The sequence below is a fragment of the Streptomyces sp. NPDC020996 genome (assembly GCF_040641355.1).
In the GTDB taxonomy this organism is placed as follows: Bacteria; Actinomycetota; Actinomycetes; order Streptomycetales; family Streptomycetaceae; genus Streptomyces.
The window spans coordinates 190,146-208,589 of sequence record NZ_JBFADM010000002.1 but is presented as its reverse complement, the minus strand read 5'-3'; the positions used below and the strand labels follow the sequence as shown (position 1 = coordinate 208,589).

16 protein-coding genes are annotated in these 18,444 nt (G+C 70.5%); 4 read left to right on the top strand and 12 right to left on the bottom strand.

Annotated features, from left to right (window positions below):
• From AB0G63_RS02340 to AB0G63_RS02325, 4 genes are all read left to right on the top strand, one after another.
• Entirely contained in the window at window positions 1-1,062 is a 1,062-nt protein-coding gene (locus AB0G63_RS02340) for an ABC transporter ATP-binding protein (protein WP_360742874.1), read from the top strand.
• Complete coding sequence (locus AB0G63_RS02335; protein WP_360742871.1) at window positions 1,059-2,072, top strand: ABC transporter ATP-binding protein; 1,014 nt, start codon at window positions 1,059-1,061, stop codon at window positions 2,070-2,072. The genes AB0G63_RS02340 and AB0G63_RS02335 overlap by 4 nt, the downstream gene beginning before the upstream one ends.
• A 329-nt stretch (window positions 2,073-2,401) precedes the next feature.
• The gene (locus AB0G63_RS02330; RefSeq protein ID WP_360743169.1) at window positions 2,402-4,933 is read left to right on the top strand and encodes a collagenase; all 2,532 of its coding nucleotides are present in this window, start codon (window positions 2,402-2,404) and stop codon (window positions 4,931-4,933) included.
• Between the two features lie 147 nt (window positions 4,934-5,080).
• Window positions 5,081-6,310 (top strand): S1 family peptidase, encoded by a 1,230-nt coding sequence (locus AB0G63_RS02325; protein ID WP_360742868.1) that lies wholly within the window; start codon window positions 5,081-5,083, stop codon window positions 6,308-6,310.
• Window positions 6,311-6,416: 106 nt separating this feature from the next.
• On the opposite strand, the gene AB0G63_RS02320 is transcribed toward AB0G63_RS02325, so the two are convergent.
• The 12 genes from AB0G63_RS02320 to AB0G63_RS02265 form a co-directional block, all read right to left on the bottom strand.
• Window positions 6,417-7,349 carry an ornithine cyclodeaminase family protein gene (locus tag AB0G63_RS02320; protein WP_360742865.1) on the bottom strand — a complete coding sequence of 311 codons (933 nt, stop codon included), beginning with the start codon at window positions 7,347-7,349 and terminating at the stop codon, window positions 6,417-6,419.
• Window positions 7,346-8,389: a proline racemase family protein gene (locus tag AB0G63_RS02315; RefSeq protein WP_360742862.1), complete on the bottom strand. Its 1,044-nt coding sequence runs from the start codon at window positions 8,387-8,389 to the stop codon at window positions 7,346-7,348. The genes AB0G63_RS02320 and AB0G63_RS02315 overlap by 4 nt, the downstream gene beginning before the upstream one ends.
• Before the next feature lie 3 nt (window positions 8,390-8,392).
• Entirely contained in the window at window positions 8,393-9,106 is a 714-nt protein-coding gene (locus AB0G63_RS02310) for an ABC transporter ATP-binding protein (RefSeq protein ID WP_360742859.1), read from the bottom strand.
• The gene (locus tag AB0G63_RS02305; protein WP_360742856.1) at window positions 9,103-9,942 is read right to left on the bottom strand and encodes an ABC transporter ATP-binding protein; all 840 of its coding nucleotides are present in this window, start codon (window positions 9,940-9,942) and stop codon (window positions 9,103-9,105) included. The genes AB0G63_RS02310 and AB0G63_RS02305 overlap by 4 nt, the downstream gene beginning before the upstream one ends.
• Window positions 9,939-11,039, bottom strand: coding sequence for a branched-chain amino acid ABC transporter permease (locus AB0G63_RS02300; RefSeq protein WP_360742853.1), 1,101 nt, complete (start codon window positions 11,037-11,039; stop codon window positions 9,939-9,941). Before AB0G63_RS02300 ends, AB0G63_RS02305 begins: the two co-directional genes overlap by 4 nt.
• Window positions 11,039-11,938, bottom strand: a complete 900-nt coding sequence (locus tag AB0G63_RS02295; RefSeq protein ID WP_360742850.1) for a branched-chain amino acid ABC transporter permease — start codon at window positions 11,936-11,938, stop codon at window positions 11,039-11,041. The genes AB0G63_RS02300 and AB0G63_RS02295 overlap by 1 nt, the downstream gene beginning before the upstream one ends.
• Window positions 11,939-12,014: 76 nt before the next feature.
• A complete protein-coding gene (locus AB0G63_RS02290; RefSeq protein ID WP_360742847.1) occupies window positions 12,015-13,163 on the bottom strand; it encodes a branched-chain amino acid ABC transporter substrate-binding protein in 1,149 nt (382 codons plus the stop codon).
• Between the two features lie 446 nt (window positions 13,164-13,609).
• Window positions 13,610-14,611: a proline racemase family protein gene (locus AB0G63_RS02285; RefSeq protein WP_360742844.1), complete on the bottom strand. Its 1,002-nt coding sequence runs from the start codon at window positions 14,609-14,611 to the stop codon at window positions 13,610-13,612.
• A 2-nt stretch (window positions 14,612-14,613) separates the two neighbouring features.
• On the bottom strand, window positions 14,614-15,510 hold the full coding sequence (locus tag AB0G63_RS02280; RefSeq protein ID WP_360742841.1) for a dihydrodipicolinate synthase family protein: 897 nt from the start codon (window positions 15,508-15,510) through the stop codon (window positions 14,614-14,616).
• Complete coding sequence (locus AB0G63_RS02275; protein ID WP_360742838.1) at window positions 15,507-16,958, bottom strand: NAD(P)/FAD-dependent oxidoreductase; 1,452 nt, start codon at window positions 16,956-16,958, stop codon at window positions 15,507-15,509. Before AB0G63_RS02275 ends, AB0G63_RS02280 begins: the two co-directional genes overlap by 4 nt.
• The gene (locus tag AB0G63_RS02270; RefSeq protein ID WP_360742835.1) at window positions 16,951-17,205 is read right to left on the bottom strand and encodes a (2Fe-2S)-binding protein; all 255 of its coding nucleotides are present in this window, start codon (window positions 17,203-17,205) and stop codon (window positions 16,951-16,953) included. Before AB0G63_RS02270 ends, AB0G63_RS02275 begins: the two co-directional genes overlap by 8 nt.
• Window positions 17,202-18,368: an FAD-dependent oxidoreductase gene (locus AB0G63_RS02265; RefSeq protein WP_360742832.1), complete on the bottom strand. Its 1,167-nt coding sequence runs from the start codon at window positions 18,366-18,368 to the stop codon at window positions 17,202-17,204. Before AB0G63_RS02265 ends, AB0G63_RS02270 begins: the two co-directional genes overlap by 4 nt.
• Window positions 18,369-18,444: the final 76 nt, after the last annotated feature.

Here is an 18,444-nt window from a genome sequence, read left to right as displayed (position 1 = left end):
GTGCCGTCCAGCACCGCAACCGACGCACCACTGCTGCGCGTACGCGATCTGCGTGTCCAGTTCGACACCCCGGCCGGAACCGTCCGGGCGGTCGACGGGATCTCCTTCACCGTGGAGGCCGGCCGCACCCTGGGGCTGGTCGGCGAGTCCGGGTCCGGCAAGTCGGTCACGTCGATGGCCGTCATGGGCCTGCACCGGCGAGCCCGGGTCAGCGGCTCGATCGCCCTCGCCGGGCAGGAACTGCTCTCCCTGACCGACCGGGAGCTCAGCCGGCTGCGCGGCCGGCGCATGGCCATGGTCTTCCAGGACCCGCTCTCCGCCCTGCACCCCGCCTACACGGTCGGCGAGCAGATCGCCGAGGCGCACCGCCGCCACTTCGGCACCGGCCGCCGGGCGGCCCACCGGCAGGCCGTGGACATGCTCGGCGAAGTCGGCATCCCCGAACCGGCCCGCAGGGCGAGGGAGTACCCCCACCAGTTCTCCGGCGGCATGCGCCAGAGAGCCGTGATCGCCATGGCGCTGTCCTGCGAACCCGACCTGCTCATCGCCGACGAGCCCACCACGGCCCTCGACGTCACCGTGCAGGCCCAGATCCTCGAACTCATCGCCCGGCTCCAGCAGCAACGGCGGCTGGGCGTCCTGATGATCACTCACGACCTGGGGGTGGTGGCCCGCGTCGCGCACGACGTGCTCGTCATGTACGGCGGGCGCGCAGCCGAACAGGCCCCGGTCGACGACCTGTTCCGGCAGCCCGCCCATCCGTACACCCGCGGCCTGCTCGACTCGCTGCCGCGGCTGGACGACCCCGACGACGTCCCGCTGCGCGCCATCGCGGGCAGCCCGCCGTCCCTGGCCGCGCCGATACCCGGATGCGCCTTCGCCCCACGCTGCCCGCGCAGGGCCGAAGCCGACGAGGCCGCCAGCCTCCGCTGCGCCGACGAGCGGCCCTCGGTCGCGTACTACGCCCCGGGCCGGCTGGTCGCCTGCCACCTGCCCCTGGGCGCTTCCGCACGTTCCACGCCCCACCACGGCACCCAGATACCGGCCGAGGAGACTCGATGACCCGACCGAACGCCCCGGCCCCCGCGATACCGACCGATTCCACGCTGCTCTCCGTACGTGATCTGACCAAGACGTTCCCCGGCCGGCGCAGAATCGGCCGTCCCTCCGCTCCGGTGCGGGCGGTCGACGGGGTGAGTCTCGACCTGGGGGCGGGCGAGACGCTGGGACTGGTCGGCGAGTCCGGGTGCGGCAAGTCCACCACCGGGCGGATGCTCGTACGGCTGCTGGAGCCGACCTCCGGCGCCATCGCCTTCGACGGCCAGGACATCACCCACGTCCCGCAACGCCGGCTGAGACCGACCCGGCGGCACCTGCAAATGATCTTCCAGGATCCGTACTCGTCGCTCAACCCCCGGCAGACCGTCGCGCGCATCATCTCCGAGCCGTTGCTGATCCAGGGCACCTCCGTCCAGGCCGCACGCGACAAGGCCGCGGAACTGCTGGACCTGGTGGGCCTCAGCCGGGAGCACCTGGACCGTCACCCGCACCAGTTCTCCGGCGGCCAGGCCCAGCGCATCGGCATCGCCCGCGCCCTCGCCACCGGCCCCCGGCTCATCGTCGCCGACGAACCCGTCTCCGCGCTGGACGTCTCCGTGCAGGCGCAGATCGTCAACCTGCTGGAGCGCCTGCAGCACGAGCTCGGCCTCGCCCTCCTCTTCATCGCCCACGACCTGTCGGTGGTGAAGCGGATATGCGACCGGGTGGCGGTGATGTACCTGGGCCGCATCGTCGAGGTGGGCGACAAGCGGGACGTGTACGAAACGCCGGCCCATCCGTACACCCGGGCGCTGCTGTCCGCCGTTCCGCTCCCCGACCCCGTCGCGGAGCGCCGCCGCGAACGCATCGTGCTCCTGGGCGATCCGCCGAGCCCGGCGGCGCCGCCCAGCGGCTGCTCCTTCCATCCACGGTGCCCCAAGGCACAGGAGATCTGCCGTACCCAGCGGCCCGCTCTGACGGCCGTCGGTCCCGGGACCCGGGAGGCGGCCTGCCACTTCCCCGAGAACGGTTAGAGCCCCGCGACAGGCCCTCACCAGGTCCTTGCCGCCGCGGAGTCAACTCCGCTCCCACGCTGGCCAATTGGCAGCCCTCGATTCCGGCGGACACCTTCCCAGAACCATGTCACGTGTGCAATGGTACATGTCACAGGTCGTGGTCATGTCAATAACGACATCGGTCGGTGCCCCCGTCGGATCGACGGCGCCGCCCTCCCCGACACCACGAACCCTCATCCCCCATAGGCCACCCACGGGTGGTCCGAATCCTCATGGGAGGCGTAGTGAGAAAGTCACTTGTCCGGCGAAGTCTGGGGGCGGCGCTGCCGCTGGCCCTGACCTTCGCCATGGGCGTCGGCCTGCTGGCGCAGCCGGCCAGCGCCCGGACGGAAACCCCCGTGTCCGCCGCACACGCGGCGGCCGGAGGCGCGAAGCACTCAGGTCCGGCGCCCGTGGCGCAGTCCGCCACGGCCGAGGCCGAGCATGTCGGCAAGGGGCGGCTCAAGGCGTCGGAGCTGCCGCCGCTGGGAGCGAGCAAGGACGCGCTCAGGACGCCCTACGGCCGGCCCGAGAAGATGCCGGTCCGGCCCTCCATGTCGGCGAAGACCAAGGGCACGAAGAAGGCCGGGAAGAACGGTCTCGCCGCCGCGGCCACGTGCAACGTCTCCGACTTCACCAGCCGCACCGGCAGCGCCCTGGTGACGCAGATCAAGGCGTCCACCACCGACTGTGTCAACTCGCTGTTCAGCCTGACCGGCACGAACGCCTACTACGCGTTCAACGAGTCGCAGATGGCCAGCGTCGCCTACGCGGTGCGTGACGGCTCGGCGTCCTACCCCGGCAACGGCACCACCGGCATGCCGCAGCTCGTGCTGTACCTGCGCGCCGGCTACTACGTCCACTGGTACAACGCCACCGACGTGGGCACCTACGGCACCACCCTGCAGACGGCCATCCGCTCCGCTCTGGACGCCTTCTTCGCCAGCGCGCACTCCGGCGACGTCTCCGACGCCAACGGCGAGACCCTGGCCGAGGCCGTCACCCTGATCGACAGCGCCGAGCAGAACGCCCGCTACATATACGTCCTCAAGCGGCTGCTGACGAACTACAACTCCTCCTGGAACAGCTCCTGGTGGATGCTCAACGCGGCCAACAACGTCTACACCGTGACGTTCCGCGGCCACCAGGTTCCGGCGTTCGTCAGCGCCGTCCAGGCGGACCCCAGCCTGATCGACTCGCTGTACAGCTTCGCGACCGGACACCTCTCGCTCCTGGGCACCGACCAGTCGTACCTCACGTCCAACGCCGGACGTGAACTCGGCAGGTTCCTCCAGGAGTCCGCGCTGCAGTCCAAGGTCCGTCCGCTGGCCGCCGGCCTGCTCAACTCGAGTTCGATCAAGGGCACGACCGCCCCGCTCTGGGTCGGCGTGGCCGAGATGACCGACTACTACGACAAGGCCAACTGCTCCTACTACGGCACCTGCAACCTGCAGCAGCAGCTGACCAGCTCGGTCCTGACGGTGACGTACAACTGCAGTTCCAGCATCGTCATCAAGGCCCAGCAGATGACGTCGAGCGAGTTGTCCTGGGCCTGCAACAGCCTGCGCAACCAGGACGCGTACTTCCACAGCGTCGTCAAGGACAGCGGCGCGGTCGCGAACGACAACAACACCACCATCGAGGTCGTCGTCTTCGACTCCAGCACCGACTACCAGACGTACGCCGGCGCCATGTACGGGATCGACACCAACAACGGTGGCATGTACCTCGAGGGTGACCCGGCGGCGGCGGGCAACCAGCCCCGCTTCATCGCCTACGAGGCCGAATGGCTGCGTCCGGACTTCCAGATCTGGAACCTCAACCACGAGTACACGCACTACCTCGACGGCCGGTTCGACATGTACGGCGACTTCAACGCCAACGTGACCACGCCGACCGTCTGGTGGATCGAGGGCTTCGCGGAGTACATCTCCTACTCCTACCGCGGTGTCACCTACAACGAGGCCATGACCGAGGCCGGTTACGGCACGTACTCGCTGCGCACGCTGTTCGACACCACTTACAGCAACGACACCACGCGGATCTACCGCTGGGGCTACCTCGCCGTCCGGTACATGCTGGAGAAGCACCCCTCCGACATGTCCACCGTGCTCGGCTACTACCGCACCGGTAACTGGAACGCCGCCCGCACCTACCTGACCAGCACCATCGGCACCCGCTACGACGCCGACTTCCGCACCTTCCTCGCCGCCTGTGCGGCGGGCAACTGCGGCGGCGGTGGCGGCGGCACCAACCAGGCCCCGACCGCGGCGTACACCTTCTCCGTGAGCAACCTGACGGCCAACTTCACCGACCAGTCCACCGACTCCGACGGCACCATCGCGTCGCGTTCCTGGACCTTCGGTGACGGCGCCACCTCCACGGCGACCAACCCGAGCCACGCCTACACCACGGCGGGCACCTACAGCGTCAAGCTCACCGTCACCGACGACAAGGGCGCGACCGGCACCGTCACCAAGACCGTCACCGTCGGCGGCGGCGGCACCGTGACCGAGTGCACCGGCTCGGACACCATGGTGCTGGGCCAGAACTGCAAGCGCAGCAACCGGACCGCCACCACCGGCAACAACGACTACCTGTACCTCTACCTGCCGGCCGGTGTGACCTCGCTGAAGATCACCACGTCCGGCGGCACCGGTGACGCCGACCTCTACTACAGCGGCAGCGGCTGGGCCACCACCACCAGCTACACCAGCCGTTCGACGGGCGCGGGCAACAGCCACACCCTGACCATCACCAACCCGCCGGCCGGCTACAACTACATCACCCTCTACGCGAACCAGAGCTTCTCCGGAGTCACCGTCACCACCCAGTACTGAGCATCCCCGGTACTGCCCACAGTTCACGGCCGGCGCGGCTCCCCCCGCCCGGCCGTGACCCGGGCGGCGGCGGCACGGGGTGGCGCCGCCGCCCGGACTCCGGCCGGCGCGAACGACCGGTCCCCCCTCAGTGAAGGAGGTAATCAAGTGAAAGCCTCGGCCGCACGACGACGCCTTCTCTGGCCGATCCTCGCTTCTCTCACGGTCACCTGTGCCCTCGCCTCGCCCGCCGCGGGCAGCAGCGACCGCACCACGCCGCGACTGAGCGCCACGCAGCGGGCCGCTGCCGCCCAACTCGCCGCGGAGCAGCACGTATCCGCGCAGGAAGCACAACGACGGATTCTCCGCCAGGACCGTCTCACCGGCGTCGCCACCGCCCTGCGCACGTCCCTGGCCTCGCGCTTCGGCGGAGCCTGGATCGACCAGGAGCACGGCGGCAGACTCACCGTCGCCGTCACGCGACCCGCGGCCGCGGCGTCCGTGCGGCAGCAGGCGGCACGGGCCCAGGCGCCCGACACCGCCACCGTGGTCGTCCGCCGCAGTTGGCAGCAGCTCGACCGCATGTCGGACACGCTGGCCAGGCGCATCGCCGCAGCGAACAAGTCGGCCCCCCACGGCCTGCAGTCCGCGGTGGTGGTGCGGGACAACAAGCTGCGCCTGGACCTGCCCCGGGGCAAGGCCCTGACCGGTGCTCAGCGCTCGGTCGTGCGGTGGGCGGAACACACCTTCGGTGACGCCCTCACCGTCAGCACCTACGCGCACGCCTCCAAGCCCTTCTACTGCGGCGGTCAGTACTCCTGTGACCCGCCGCTGCGCTCGGGCCTGGCCATCTACGGCAGCAACATCCGCTGCACCAGCGCCTTCATGGCCTACGACTCGTACGGCTACTACATGATGACCGCCGGCCACTGCGCGGAGGGCAGCTCGTACTGGCAGGTCCCGACCTACAGCTACGGCTACCAGGGAGTCGGCAGCGTCGCCGACTACACCTTCGGCTACTACGGCGACTCCGCCGTAGTACGCATCGACGACTCCAACTGGTGGCAGCCCCGGGGCTGGGTCTACCCCTCGACCCGCATCACCGGCTGGGGCTACGACTACGTCGGGCAGTACGTCTGCAAGCAGGGCTCCACGACCGGCTACACCTGCGGGCAGATCACCGAGACCGACGCGACCGTGTCCTATCCCGACCGCACCCTGGCCGGCATGACCTGGAGCACCGCCTGCGACGCCGCCGGTGACAGCGGCAGCGGCGTCTACGACGGATCCACCGCTCATGGCATCCTCAGCGGCGGTCCCGACAGCGGCTGCGGCATGATCCACGAGCCGGTCAGCCGGGCGCTGTCGGACCGCGGAGTGACGCTGCTGGCCGGCTGAGCGCGTCGCGCGCCCGGAGACCAGCGGCTGCGGCTCGGGGCCTGTGCGAGCACAGGCCCCGAGCCCGTCCACGCCGGGACGTCCGGCAGACCGGCCACGACGGAGGTCACGTCGTCCTGCCTCCCTGCCGGTACACCGCGACCGCCACCGCCAGGTCCTCCCATGCCATTCCGCTCGTCTTCACGACCAGGGGGCGGTCGGCGGCGACGGTCGCTCGCGGGCCGATACGGTCGGCGACGGTCTGCAGCGATTCCGGGTCGAGCCTGCCCTCCCGCACCGCGAGGACGACGTCTCCCGCCTCGCGGAGCGCCACTTCACGGCTCTCGACGACCACCGTGGCGCGTCCCATGAGCGCACCGTCGAGCTCCCGTACCGTCGGCTCGTGGGAACCGACGGCGAGGACGACCGCCGAGTCGCGCACGAGAGTCCCGTCGACGACCGGTTCACGGGCCGAGGTCGCCGCCACGATCACGTCCGCCCCGCGGACGCGGCCGGCGACCGCCGCGTCGTCCGCCGTCAGGTGGCGGTCCGCCCACGCCGGGACGGCACCGCCCCGGCGGGTGACGGCCGTGACATCGGCGACCGGTACGTGCGCCCGGATGGTGTGCACGTGCCCCTCGCCCTGCGGGCCCGTGCCGAAGACCACCAGCCGCAGCCCGTCCGGCGAGCGGGCCGCGACGGCTCGCAGCCGGTCCAGGCAGGCCGCGACCGTGACCGCGGGCGTGCGCAGGGTTGTCAGCGCGACCCCGTCGAGGATCGCGACGCAGGTCAGCGTCTCGCTGTCGTACAGGAGGTAGGTGGCATTGATCCGCCGCAGGCCACGCGCGGGGTTGCCGGGCGCGACGGTCGCGACCTTCACCCCGAACCAGCCGCCGCTCTCCGACGGCATGAGCAGCCCCTGGCCGCCCACGAGGTCGAGGACGACGCGAGGCACGTCGGCATCCGGGTCGAGTCCCTGGGCCAGTACGTCACGGATCGCGGCGACCGCGGCGACGGGACCGAGCGAGAAGACGTCCTGGGCGTCGAGGATCACGCTCATCGCAGCACGAACCCGGGAAGGAGGGCGTCGTGGGGATCGACGGTGAACCGGCAGGTCCCGGTCGCGTGGGCGGTGCCCGTCACCGCCGTGACCACGGCCGGCCTTCCGTGTGCCGTGGTGGGCTCCGTGATCCGTGCGCGGAAGACGGAGCCCACCACGGACTCGTGCCGCAATTCGTCACCGGGACGCAGCTCCCCGGTGTCGGCCAGCAGCGCGACCCTGGCCGACGTGCCCGAACCGCACGGGGACCGGTCCACCTGGCCGTCGGCGAACACCGTGATGTTGCGCTGGTGCAGTCGCCGGCTGCCGTCGGGCCGCGGCAGGGGAGGGCGGACCTCCTCGGTGAGGATCGTCCCGTAGATGCCGGAGAGCCGGACGTCACCGGGGTGTTCGGCGGCCCCGGCGGCGTTGAGGGCGTCGCGGATCTCGCGGCCGACCGCGATGAGCCCGGCAAGGTGCTCCGGCCCGACGCGCAGGCCGGCCGCAGCCGCCGGCAGCACGGCGTACATCGCACCGCCGAAGGCGATGTCGACGCTGACCGTTCCGCGGGACGTACCCACTTGGACGCCGCGGGCGTGGACGTGGCTCGCGACGTTCGTGAAGGTGACGTCCTCGATCCGGCCCCCGCGGGTGCGGACACTCGCCGTGACGCGTCCCGAGGGGACGTCGATCAGGACGTCGGTCGAGCCGTCGGCGGGGGCCGCCACCCTGCCGGAGGCGACGGCCCAGGCGCCGAGGGCGATCGTGCCGTGTCCGCACGCCGTCGAGAAGCCGTCCTTGTGCCAGAACAGGACTCCCAGATGGGCGCCGGCGTCGTCGGGCGGGACCAGGAAGCCGCCGTACATGTCCGCGTGGCCACGGGGCTCGCCGCACAGCAGTGCGCGCACCCACTGCGCTTCGTCGCTCCGGGTCGCGAGGATCCGGCGCTCGGCGACGGTGAGCCCGTCCCCGGTCAGTTCGGCCGGGCTGTCGGGCACGATCCGGAAGGGCTCACCGCCGGTGTGCCAGTCGATCGTCTCGATCGGTGCGTTTCTCGTCATCCGTCATGCTCCCAGGTATGCCTCGACGACCTGCGGGTCGGCGCGCAACCGGTCGGCCGGCCCGGTCAGGGTGACCCGGCCCGAGTCGATGACGTACCCGCGGTGGGCGACCTTCAGTGCGGCTCGTGCGTTCTGCTCGATGAGCAGCACCGACGTGCCCGCCTGGTTGACGGTCACGATGGCGTCCATGACCTGGGCCACGATCAGCGGCGCCAGGCCCATCGACGGCTCGTCCAGCATGATCAGCCGGGGGCCGGCGACCAGTGCCCGGCCGATGGCGAGCATCTGCTGCTCACCGCCGGAGAGGGTGCCGCCCTGCTGATCGCGGCGCTCGGCCATGCGCGGGAACAGCTCGTAGACCTGTGCGATCCGCTTGTCGATCGACGCGCCGTCGCGCACGGTGTAGCCGCCGAGCTGGAGGTTCTCGTGCACGGTCAGCCGCGAGAAGATCCGCCGGCCCTCGGGCACGTGGACGATTCCGCGTTCCACGATCGACCAGGGCGTCGCCGCCGTGATGTCCTCGCCGTAGGCCGTGACGGTTCCCGCCCGGGACCGGACCACGCCGGAGATCGTCGAGACGGTCGTGGACTTGCCGGCGCCGTTGTTGCCCAGCAGGGCGACGATCTCCCCCTCGCCGACGGTGAGGTCGAGCCCCCTGAGGGCCTCCACCTTTCCGTAGCTGACCTGAAGGCCGCTGATGTCGAGGATCGTTCTCACCACTGCACCTCCGCCGTGCCGGCCGGGCCCGCCTGGGCCGCGATACGTTCGGCCTCCGCGTGCGCCTCGTCGTCCTCCGCGCCGAGGTAGGCCTCGATGACCGCCGGGTTGGACCGGATCGATGCCGGTGTGCCGTCGGCGATCTCCTTGCCGTAGCTCAGTACGACGATGCGTTCGGAGACCTCCATGACCAGGCCCATGTCGTGCTCGATGAGGACCACCGCGATTCCGAGGGCGGCGATCCGCCGCAACAGGCCGAGCAGTTGCTCCTTCTCCCCGTGGTTGAGTCCGGCCGCCGGCTCGTCGAGCAGCAGCATGCGGGGCTCACGGGCCAGCGCGCGGGCGATCTCGACGCGCCGCTGCTCGCCGTAGGGGAGGTTGCGGATCTGCGCGGTCCGGTCGGCTGCCATGCCGACGAAGTCGAGCCACTTGTGCGCCTCGTCGGTCGCCGCGTCCTCACTGCGCCGGTAGCGCGGCGTGTGCAGCATCGCGTCGAGGAAGTTCTGCCGGATGCGGACGTGCATGCCCGCCCGGACGTTGTCCAGCACGGTCAGGTCGCCGAAGAGCCGGAGGTTCTGGAACGTGCGCGCGATGCCGCTCGCGGCGATCACGGCCGGCCGTTTCCCGGTGATGTCGGTGCCGTCGAACGTCACCGAGCCCGCGGAAGGCCGGTAGAAGCCCGTGATGCAGTTGAACGCGCTCGTCTTGCCGGCACCGTTCGGGCCGATGACCGAGAGCACCTCGCCCGCGTGGACGGAGAACGTCAGGCCGTCGACGGCGCGTACTCCGCCGAAGGAGACCGCCATGTTCCTCACATCGAGGAGCACCTTTTTCACGACGTGCCTTCCTGTGCTCGGCGGCCGCGCCGCCCGGTTTCGCCGGTACGGGCCGGCAGCAGTCCCTGCGGCCGGAAGATCATGACGACGATCAGCAGCAGACCGAAGATGAGATAGCGCCAGTTCTCCGCCCCGCGCAGCAGTTCGGGCAGCAGCGAGATGACCACGGCGCCGACGACGACACCCGGCGTCGACCCCATGCCGCCGAGCACGACGGCCATCAGGATGAGCGCGGACCACAGGAAGTTGAAGCTCGGCGGGGAGATCGCGCTCTGGTGCGCGGCGAACAGCACGCCCGCGAGGCCGCCGAAGACCGCGCCGGCGATGTACGCCGCGAACTTCGCCTTGTAGGTGTGGATGCCCATGGCCTCGGCGGCGTCCTCGTCCTCGCGGACGAACCGCCAGGCCCGGCCGATCCGGCCGCGCCCGAGCCGGCTGGAGAACAGCACGGCGACGATGACGACGGCCGCGGTGACCCAGTACAGCGTGATGTCGGAGCGCAGGCCGAAGTCGCCGAAGCCGGGGATGCCGTACAGGCCGTTCGGTCCGCCGGTGAAGTCGAGGTTGTTCGCCGTGATGCGGATGATCTCCCCGAAACCGAGGGTGACGATGGCCAGGTAGTCGCTGCGCAGCCGGAGCGTCGGCCCGCCGATGACGAGCCCGCCGATGACCGCGGCGGCCACGACGACGGGGATCGTCGCGATCAGGGGCCACCCGTACCGTGTCGACAGCAGTCCCGCGGTGTAGGCCCCGATCGCGAAGAAGGCGGCGTATCCGAGGTCGAGCAGCCCGCAGAAGCCGACCACGATGTTCAGCCCGACGGCGAGCATCACGAAGATGAGGGCGTCCACGGCGATCTGGATGACGTAGGTGCTGGAGTTGAGGAACGGCAGGGCCAGCGCGATCACGGCCACGCCCAGGCCGAGCCACTTGCCGGCCAGCAGGCTCGACACGGCTTCCGCGATCGGCGCACGGCGGGACCGGGGGGTTCCGACGCCCTTGCCGGCGAGCGCGACGTTCGCGGGTGCGCGCTCGTCGACGGCGTTGACGTAGGCCGAGGCCTCTTCGGCCGGGTGGAGGGTGGTTTCGTCTTTCATCACACACGCTCCGTGACGCGTTCGCCGAGCAGCCCGGTGGGGCGCACGGTCAGGAAGAGGATGAGGAAGCCGAACGCGAAGACGTCGCGCCATTCACTGCCGAGGTAGGCGACGCCGAACGATTCCAGCAGACCGAGCACGACGGCGCCGAGCACGGCTCCGCGCAGGTTGCCGATGCCGCCGATGACCGCCGCGGTGAACGCCTTGAGCCCGATGACGAAACCCATCAGGAAGTCGATCTTCCCGTAGTAGACGCCGGCCATGACGCCTGCCGCTCCGGCCAGGGCCGAGCCGAGGAAGAAGGTGCGGGAGATGACCCGGTCGACGTTGACCCCCATGAGCAGGCAGGCCTTCGGGTCCTGCGAGATGGCCCGCATGGCGCGGCCCGACCGGGTCTTCCGCACCAGCGTGTCGAGGGCGACCATGAGCACGACCGCGATCACCATCATCGCGAGCTGGGCGTAGGTGATGCGCGCGCCGGCCAGATTCAGGGCGCCCGCGCCGACGCCGATCTGGTACACCTCCGGGTTGGCCCCGAAGGCGACCGCGATGCCGTACTCGAGCGCGAAGCTGGCTCCTACGGCGGTGATCAGCACGGACAGCCGGGGCGCGCTGCGCAGCGGGCGGTAGGCCACCCGCTCCAGGACCATGCCGAAGGTGCCGGTGGCGATCATCGCGATGATCATGATGGCGATGAGGGCGACGAGCCCGCCGCCGAGCGCGCCGGCGCCGGCGCTGAGGACGGTGAAGCCGACGAACGCGCCGAGCATGTAGATGTCGCCGTGCGCGAAGTTGAGCAGTTTGATGATCCCGTAGACCATGGAGTAGCCGAGTGCGACCAGGGCGTAGAAGGAGCCGACGAACAGGCCGCTGAGCACGAGTTGGATGAAGTGGTCCATGCGGTGTTTCCCGGTGCGTGAGGGGAAGCGGTGCCACGGGGGTGGCCGGCCGGGGTGAACCGGCCACCCCGGGGCGTCACTTGTTGAGGACGAAGTCGTCGTCCTTGACGACGAGGATGTCGAAGCCGCCCACGCTCAGCGTGTGCTGGATGGTGAACTTCAGCGGGCCGGAGAAGATCTCGAAGCCGTCGAGCTGCTCGAGCGCCCGGATCACGTCGTCGCCGTCGGTGGAGCCGGCCTTCCTGACCGCCTCCGCGGCGACGCGCACCGCGTCGTACGACTGTGTCGAGTAAGGCCCGGGCTCGGAGCCGAACTTCTTCTTGTACTTGTCGACCCACGCCTGGCCGTCGGGGATGGTCTGGGGTGTCTGGGTCATGGTCGCGAACACGCCCTGCGCGTTCTTCCGGCCCGCGATCTTGATGAGCTTGGCGTCGACCGAGCCGTCCGCGATCATGATCTGCCCCTTGTACCCGGCGGCCTTGAGCTGCTTGATGAGCAGTCCGCCTTCCTGGTAGTACCCGGTCCAGTAGACGAAGTCCGCCTTCGATTCCATCACCGCGTTGACGGCCCCGGAGTAGTCCGACTCTCCCGCGGTGACCGACTGGTGGTCGGCGATCTTGACTCCGAGCAGGCCCAGTTCGTCCCCGGTGCGGTTGGCGATGTCGGTCGAGTACGAGGTGTTGTCGTCGAGCAGTGCGACGCGCTTGCTGCCCTGCTTCTTGATGAACTTCGACGCCGCCTCCGCCTGCTGGATGCCCGTGCCGTTGATCAGGAAGACGTTCCGCTGCTCCGGCGCCAGCAGGTCCGTGGAGTTGGCCGCCGGGATGAGCATCGGGATGTTCGCCTTGTCGAAGATGCTCAGCGTCGGCAGGGTCGCCGAGGAACAGTAGCCGCCGACGGAGATGTCGATGCCGGCGCTGACCAGCTTGGCGGCGCCGGCGGCGGCCGTCTTCGGGTCGCACGCCTCGTCCTCGACGGTGAGGGAGAGTTTGCGGCCGTCGATCCCGCCCTTGGCGTTGATCTCGTCGACGGCGAGCTGGGCGCCGTCCTTCATGTAGGGGCCGATGGCCGCGGAACTGCCGGTCAGCGGTGTGAGCATGCCGAGCTTGATGGGGCCGGAGCTGTCCTTTCCGGAACTTTCGCCGGTGAGATCACCGCATGCAGTCAGGGTGAGCCCGAGTGCCATGGCGGCGGCCGTCATGGTGCCGCGACGGATGAATGTCATGCCTTACTCCATCTCGCACGGTCCGTGTGCAGAGGGACCGTTCGGTGACCGAAAGTTGCTCCCGGCTGCGACAACGCCACGCACGACCAGGATGTGTGACATTGCACAAGGAGCTGTTGTTGGCGTCGGGAGGCGGAGGCTCCCCACCCGCGCTTGCGGTGGATGCTCGCCTCCGCCGTGTACTGCCGCGCCCCCCGTTGTAATGTGTGACATTGCACCGAGGGGCGCTGACGTGGGCCGAGAGTTTCGCCGGCACTCGTGGTGGGACACGCAACCCCGCCCACGGCTCTTCTTCGGATGCCGACACCTGCTGTGGTGTGTGACATTGCACAATCTAGCCGTTCGTGCCGCATCACGGGAGCCCTGTGGGTCCTCGTGATGGACACGTGACTTTTTGGCCAACTTCGCCGGTCATCCAGATGACGTGCGGATGGCGACCGGGCCGGTCAGATCGTGAAGCCGGCCGGGTAGGGGTCGGTCGGGTCCAGCATGTACTGCGCGGTTCCGGTGATCCAGGCGCGTCCGGTGACGGACGGCAGGATGCCCGGCCGGTCCCCGACCGTCGTCTCGCCGAGGATGCGCCCGACGAACCGGGAGCCGATGAACGACTCGTTGACGAAGTCCCGGCCGACCGGCAGCAGACCCCGTGCGTGCAGCTGCGCCATCCGCGCACTGGTGCCCGTGCCGCACGGCGACCGGTCGAACCAGCCCGGATGGATCGCCATGGCGTGCCGGGAGTGCTCGGCGGTCGATCCGGGCGCCTCGAGATAGACGTGATGGCACACGTCGATCTCGGGGTTCTCCGGGTGCGACACCGGGTTCTGTGTGTTGATCGCGTCCATGACGGCCAGCCCGGCGTCGAGCAGCCGCTGCTTTTCCGCCCGGTCGAAGGGGATGCCGAGTTCGTCGAGCCGGACGAAGGCGTAGAAGTTGCCGCCGTAGGCGATGTCGTAGCGCACCGGTCCGTATCCGGGCACGTCGACGACCTGATCGAGGGCGTGACTGTACGACGCGACGTTCTCCAGGGTCACCGACTCGGCGTGGCCGTCGCGCACCTGCACCCGGGCGGTGACCAGGCCGGCCGGGGTGTCGAGGCGAATCAGGGTGTACGGCTCGGTGACCTCGACCATGCCCGTCTCGACGAGGACGGTCGCCACGCCGATGGTGCCGTGCCCGCACATCGGCAGGCAGCCGGAGACCTCGATGTAGAGCACCCCGAAGTCGGCGTCCGGCCGGGTCGGTGGCTGGAGGATCGCCCCGGACATCGACGCGTGCCCGCGCGGCTCGCACATGAGCAGGGTGCGCAGGCGGTCGCGTTCCGCGACGAACCGCTGCCGTCGTTCGAACATGGTCGCCCCGGGGAGGACGCCGACGCCGCCCGTGATCACACGGGTCGGCATTCCCTCGGTGTGCGAGTCGACGGCGTGGTAGCAGACGGTCGAACGCATCGTCAGTTGACTCCCGCGTCGATGAGGGTCTGGGTGGCGGCGCGCACGATCGCCTCCGTCTCCGGGGTGAGCGGCTGGCGGGGCGGGCGGCAACCGCCACCGCGCCGGCCGATCATCTCCTGGCCGAGCTTGATGGCCTGGATGAACTCCGTCTTGCTGTCCCACCGCAGCACCGGGTGCAGCTGGCGGTACAGGGGCAGGGCGGTGGCGAGGTCACCTGCGACCGAGGCGTTGTACAGCGCGAGGCAGGCCTGGGGGAAGACCTGCGGATAGCCGGCGACCCAGCCCTTGGCGCCGGCGATGCCGACTTCCAGCACGGTGTCGTCGGTGCCGATCATGAGGTCGAGGCCGGGGGCGAGCTCGGCGATCTCGTAGCAGCGCCGGACATCGCCGGAGAACTCCTTGACGCCCACGATGAATCCCTCGGCGTGCAGCTTGGCCAGCAGTTCCGGGCGCAGGTCGACCTTGGTGTCGATGGGGTTGTTGTACGCGGTGACCGGAAGGCCGACCGACGCCACCATTTCGTAGTGCTCCAGGATGGCGCGGTCGTCGGCGCGGTAGGCGTTGGGCGGCAGGCACATGACGGCCTGGCAGCCGGCGTCCTTGGCGAACTGGGCGTGCCGCTTGGCCTCGCTGCCGCCGTAGGCGCCGACGCCCGGCATCACGGTGAACCCCTCCGGCGCGTTGGCCACGGCCGTCTCCACGACGCGGTCGCGTTCCTCCCAGGTGAGGGTCTGGTACTCGCCCAGCGATCCGCTCGGCGCGACACCGTGCAGCCCCTGCTCGGCCAGCCAGGCGACGCTTTCCCCATAGGCGCCGAAGTCGACGGTGAGGTCGTCGTGGAACGGCAGGCTGGTCGCCACGATGACGCCGTGCCAGGGCTTGCGGTTGTCGGTCATCTGTACTCCTTGTTGGTTTCTTGCTGGTTTTCATCGAGGTCGGCGAGGGCACCGAGGGTGACGGGCGTCGCGACGAGTCGTTCCGCGGGCGTGTAGGCCCGCTGGTCCGGTGAGGCCAGGCAGTGCACCGCCGGTCCGCACATCCGCCCCTGGCACCAGCCCATGCCGGCCCGGGTCAGCTGCTTGACCTGCCGGTGGTCACGTGCCCCGCCTTCGGCGCAGGCGGCACGGACCGCTCCCGCGGTCACCTCTTCGCAGCGGCACACGACGGTCTCGTCGGTCAGCCACGAGGACCATCCCGGCGGGATCGGGTGGGCGAGGGCCAGCGCCCGGGCGAAGGCGCGCTGCCTGGCGACCTCGGCACGCAGGGCGGCCGGAGTTCTTCTGCCCGGCGCGGGGCCCGCCGAGGAGTCGATGAGGACGGATCCGGCGGCCAGGCGCCCTTCGGCCACCGCGAGCGGTGCTCCGCCCACACCGCACGCCTCGCCCGCCGCGTAGAGTCCGGCGACGGTGGTGCGTTGCCCGTCGTCGACGGCGACGGCCGTGTTGCCGTCCTCAAAATCCGCGAGCTCGCAGCCCAGGGGGATCAGCAGGTCGAGCTGCGGCGTGAAGCCCCAGCCGACACCGACCGTATCGGCCTCGATCCGCCGTTCCGTGCCCGGTCGCGGCCTGCCGTCGGGGTCGAGGGAGGCGATGCGGACCGATGACACCCGGTCGCCGCCGTCCGCGCCGATGATCGCCGTACGCGGACGGACGCGGACACGGTGACGCGCGAGCGTGACGGCGTATCCGGCGCCTTCCGCCCACTTGCCCGGGTTGCGCAGAAGGGCGCCCGGGTGCCGGAGCCAGGCCAGCGGGCCGGCCGCCTCGCACACGGTGACCACCTCGACTCCGCGTGCCGCGAGGCCCGCGGCCACCGGCAGCAGGAACGGGCCGGTACCGCCCAGCACGACGCGGCTGCCGGCCGCGACTCCGCCGCCCTTGAGCAGTGCCTGGAGCCCGCCGACGGTGAGCACGCCCGGCAGATCCCACCCGGGGAACGGCAGTTGCCGGTCGTAGGCACCCGTCGCCACCAGGAGCCGGGGCGCGCGCAGGGTCACGGCGGTCTCCTGCGGCGCCTCGCGCCGGTCGACGGCGTGGACCTCGAACCCGGCTTCCTCGCGGACGGCGGACCACACATGGTGCGCCAGGCGCAGGTCGAGCCGTCCCGCTGCCCGGCCCGCCGACAGCTCACGTTCGAGAGCGCGGTACTCGCGCAGCCCGTGGTGGAGGTCCTCGGTCGCGATCGCCGGTCGCGCTTCCTGGGGCGGATGCCGCCAGAACTGCCCGCCGACGGCGGTGCCGGAGTCGACCAGCACGACGCGCAGTCCGCCGGCCACAGCCGTGGCCGCCGCCGCCATGCCGGCCGGGCCCGCGCCCACGATGATCAGGTCGGCTGTCTCACTCATCGTCGCTCTCCCCCGTCGTGACGGTCATACCCGCGCGTGCCAGGACCAGGCAGGCGCGTTGCCCGCCCGCTCCGTCGATCGTCACGAGGCAGTCGAAGCAGACACCGATCCCGCAGAAGACGCCGCGCGGGCGTCGCCGGACGCGGGTGGTGCGCCAGGCGACCCGGCCCGCGGCCACCAGGGCCGCGGCGACGGTCTGGCCGTCGACGAACGGCAGTGGTTTTCCGTCCATGATGATTTCGTTCATCGGGGCGCTCCCGGGGAGGCGAAGAAGCGGTCGGGCAGAAAGTCGGCGTGTGCGGCCGGGTCGGCGCCGCGCCAGGGGCAGCCGAGCAGGTGGGCCGTCACGAGCGCGCCGGTCGCGGGAGCGAGACCGATCCCCGCGCCCTCGTGACCGCACGCGTGGATGATCCCCGGGACCCGGGGGTCGGGGCCGATGACCGGCAGGTGGTCCGGACAGTACGGCCGGAATCCGCGGTAGGCGCGGATCAGGTGGACCTTCCTCAGGAAGGGGAACAGCCGGCATGCCTGCGCGGCGAGTCTGGTGACCACGGCGGCGTTCATCGTCATGTCGAAGCCGACGCGTTCGCGGCTGGCTCCGATGAGGATCGTGCCGCCCGGCGTGCCCTCGACGACGCCGGAGGTCTCCAGTCCCGCGTCGGACGAGGCGACGTTGGCGACGTAGTCGGCCGAGTAGACCTTGTGCCGGACCATGGGCGGCAGCGGTTCGGTCACCAGGACGAAGCCCCGGCGCGGCAGCACTTCGAGGGGCGCGCCGAGCCGGCGGCCGAGCTCACCGCCCCAGGTCCCGGCGGCGTTGACGACGGCATCGGCGGGCACGGTGTCGCCGGCCGCCGTCCGGACACCGTTGACCCGGCCGTCGCGGTCGGTCGTCGCCGCGACGACTTCACCCGTCCGGAAGCGGGCGCCGCGTGCCATGGCGGCGCGCAGCAGCGCGGCAGCCGCGAGAACGGGCTGCACCTGGGCGTCCTCGGGGTAGTGGACGCCGCCGGGAATCCCCGGCGCGAGATGGGGTTCCAGGTCGTGCACGTGCTCGACCGGTTCGGTGCGGACGCCGGCTTCCGCCTGCCGCGCGGCGAACGCGCGCAGCGCCGCGAGGCCCTCGGCCGAGCTCGCGACGACCAGGCCGCCCTTGGGTTCCAGCTCGAAGGAGTCCCGTCCGAGCTCCTCGCCGGTCTCGTCCCACAGTGTGCGGCTCAGGCGCGCCAGGTCGAGTTCGGGGCCCGGTTTCTTGTCGGAGAGAAGGACGTTGCCCTCTCCCCGGCTTGTCGTCCCGGCGCCGACGGGCCCGCGGTCGACGACCGTGACGTCCATGCCCGCCGAGGCGGCGTGGAAGGCGCACGCGGCGCCGATGACACCCGCCCCCACGACAACGACCTTCAGGCTCACCGGCCCGCCTCCTCCACACGACCCTCTGTGCAATGTCACATGCTATTGCTTAGGCTATACATCCGATCGCCCCGAA

Coding starts and splice junctions, on each gene's coding strand:
- AB0G63_RS02335 (WP_360742871.1), top strand. CDS start 1,059: ATGACCCGACCGAACGCCCCGGCCCCCGCGATACCGACCGATTCCACG.
- AB0G63_RS02330 (WP_360743169.1), top strand. CDS start 2,402: ATGGGCGTCGGCCTGCTGGCGCAGCCGGCCAGCGCCCGGACGGAAACC.
- AB0G63_RS02320 (WP_360742865.1), bottom strand. CDS start 7,349: ATGAGCGTGATCCTCGACGCCCAGGACGTCTTCTCGCTCGGTCCCGTC.
- AB0G63_RS02315 (WP_360742862.1), bottom strand. CDS start 8,389: ATGACGAGAAACGCACCGATCGAGACGATCGACTGGCACACCGGCGGT.
- AB0G63_RS02300 (WP_360742853.1), bottom strand. CDS start 11,039: ATGAAAGACGAAACCACCCTCCACCCGGCCGAAGAGGCCTCGGCCTAC.
- AB0G63_RS02295 (WP_360742850.1), bottom strand. CDS start 11,938: ATGGACCACTTCATCCAACTCGTGCTCAGCGGCCTGTTCGTCGGCTCC.
- AB0G63_RS02290 (WP_360742847.1), bottom strand. CDS start 13,163: ATGACATTCATCCGTCGCGGCACCATGACGGCCGCCGCCATGGCACTC.
- AB0G63_RS02285 (WP_360742844.1), bottom strand. CDS start 14,611: ATGCGTTCGACCGTCTGCTACCACGCCGTCGACTCGCACACCGAGGGA.
- AB0G63_RS02280 (WP_360742841.1), bottom strand. CDS start 15,510: ATGACCGACAACCGCAAGCCCTGGCACGGCGTCATCGTGGCGACCAGC.
- AB0G63_RS02275 (WP_360742838.1), bottom strand. CDS start 16,958: ATGAGTGAGACAGCCGACCTGATCATCGTGGGCGCGGGCCCGGCCGGC.
- AB0G63_RS02270 (WP_360742835.1), bottom strand. CDS start 17,205: ATGAACGAAATCATCATGGACGGAAAACCACTGCCGTTCGTCGACGGC.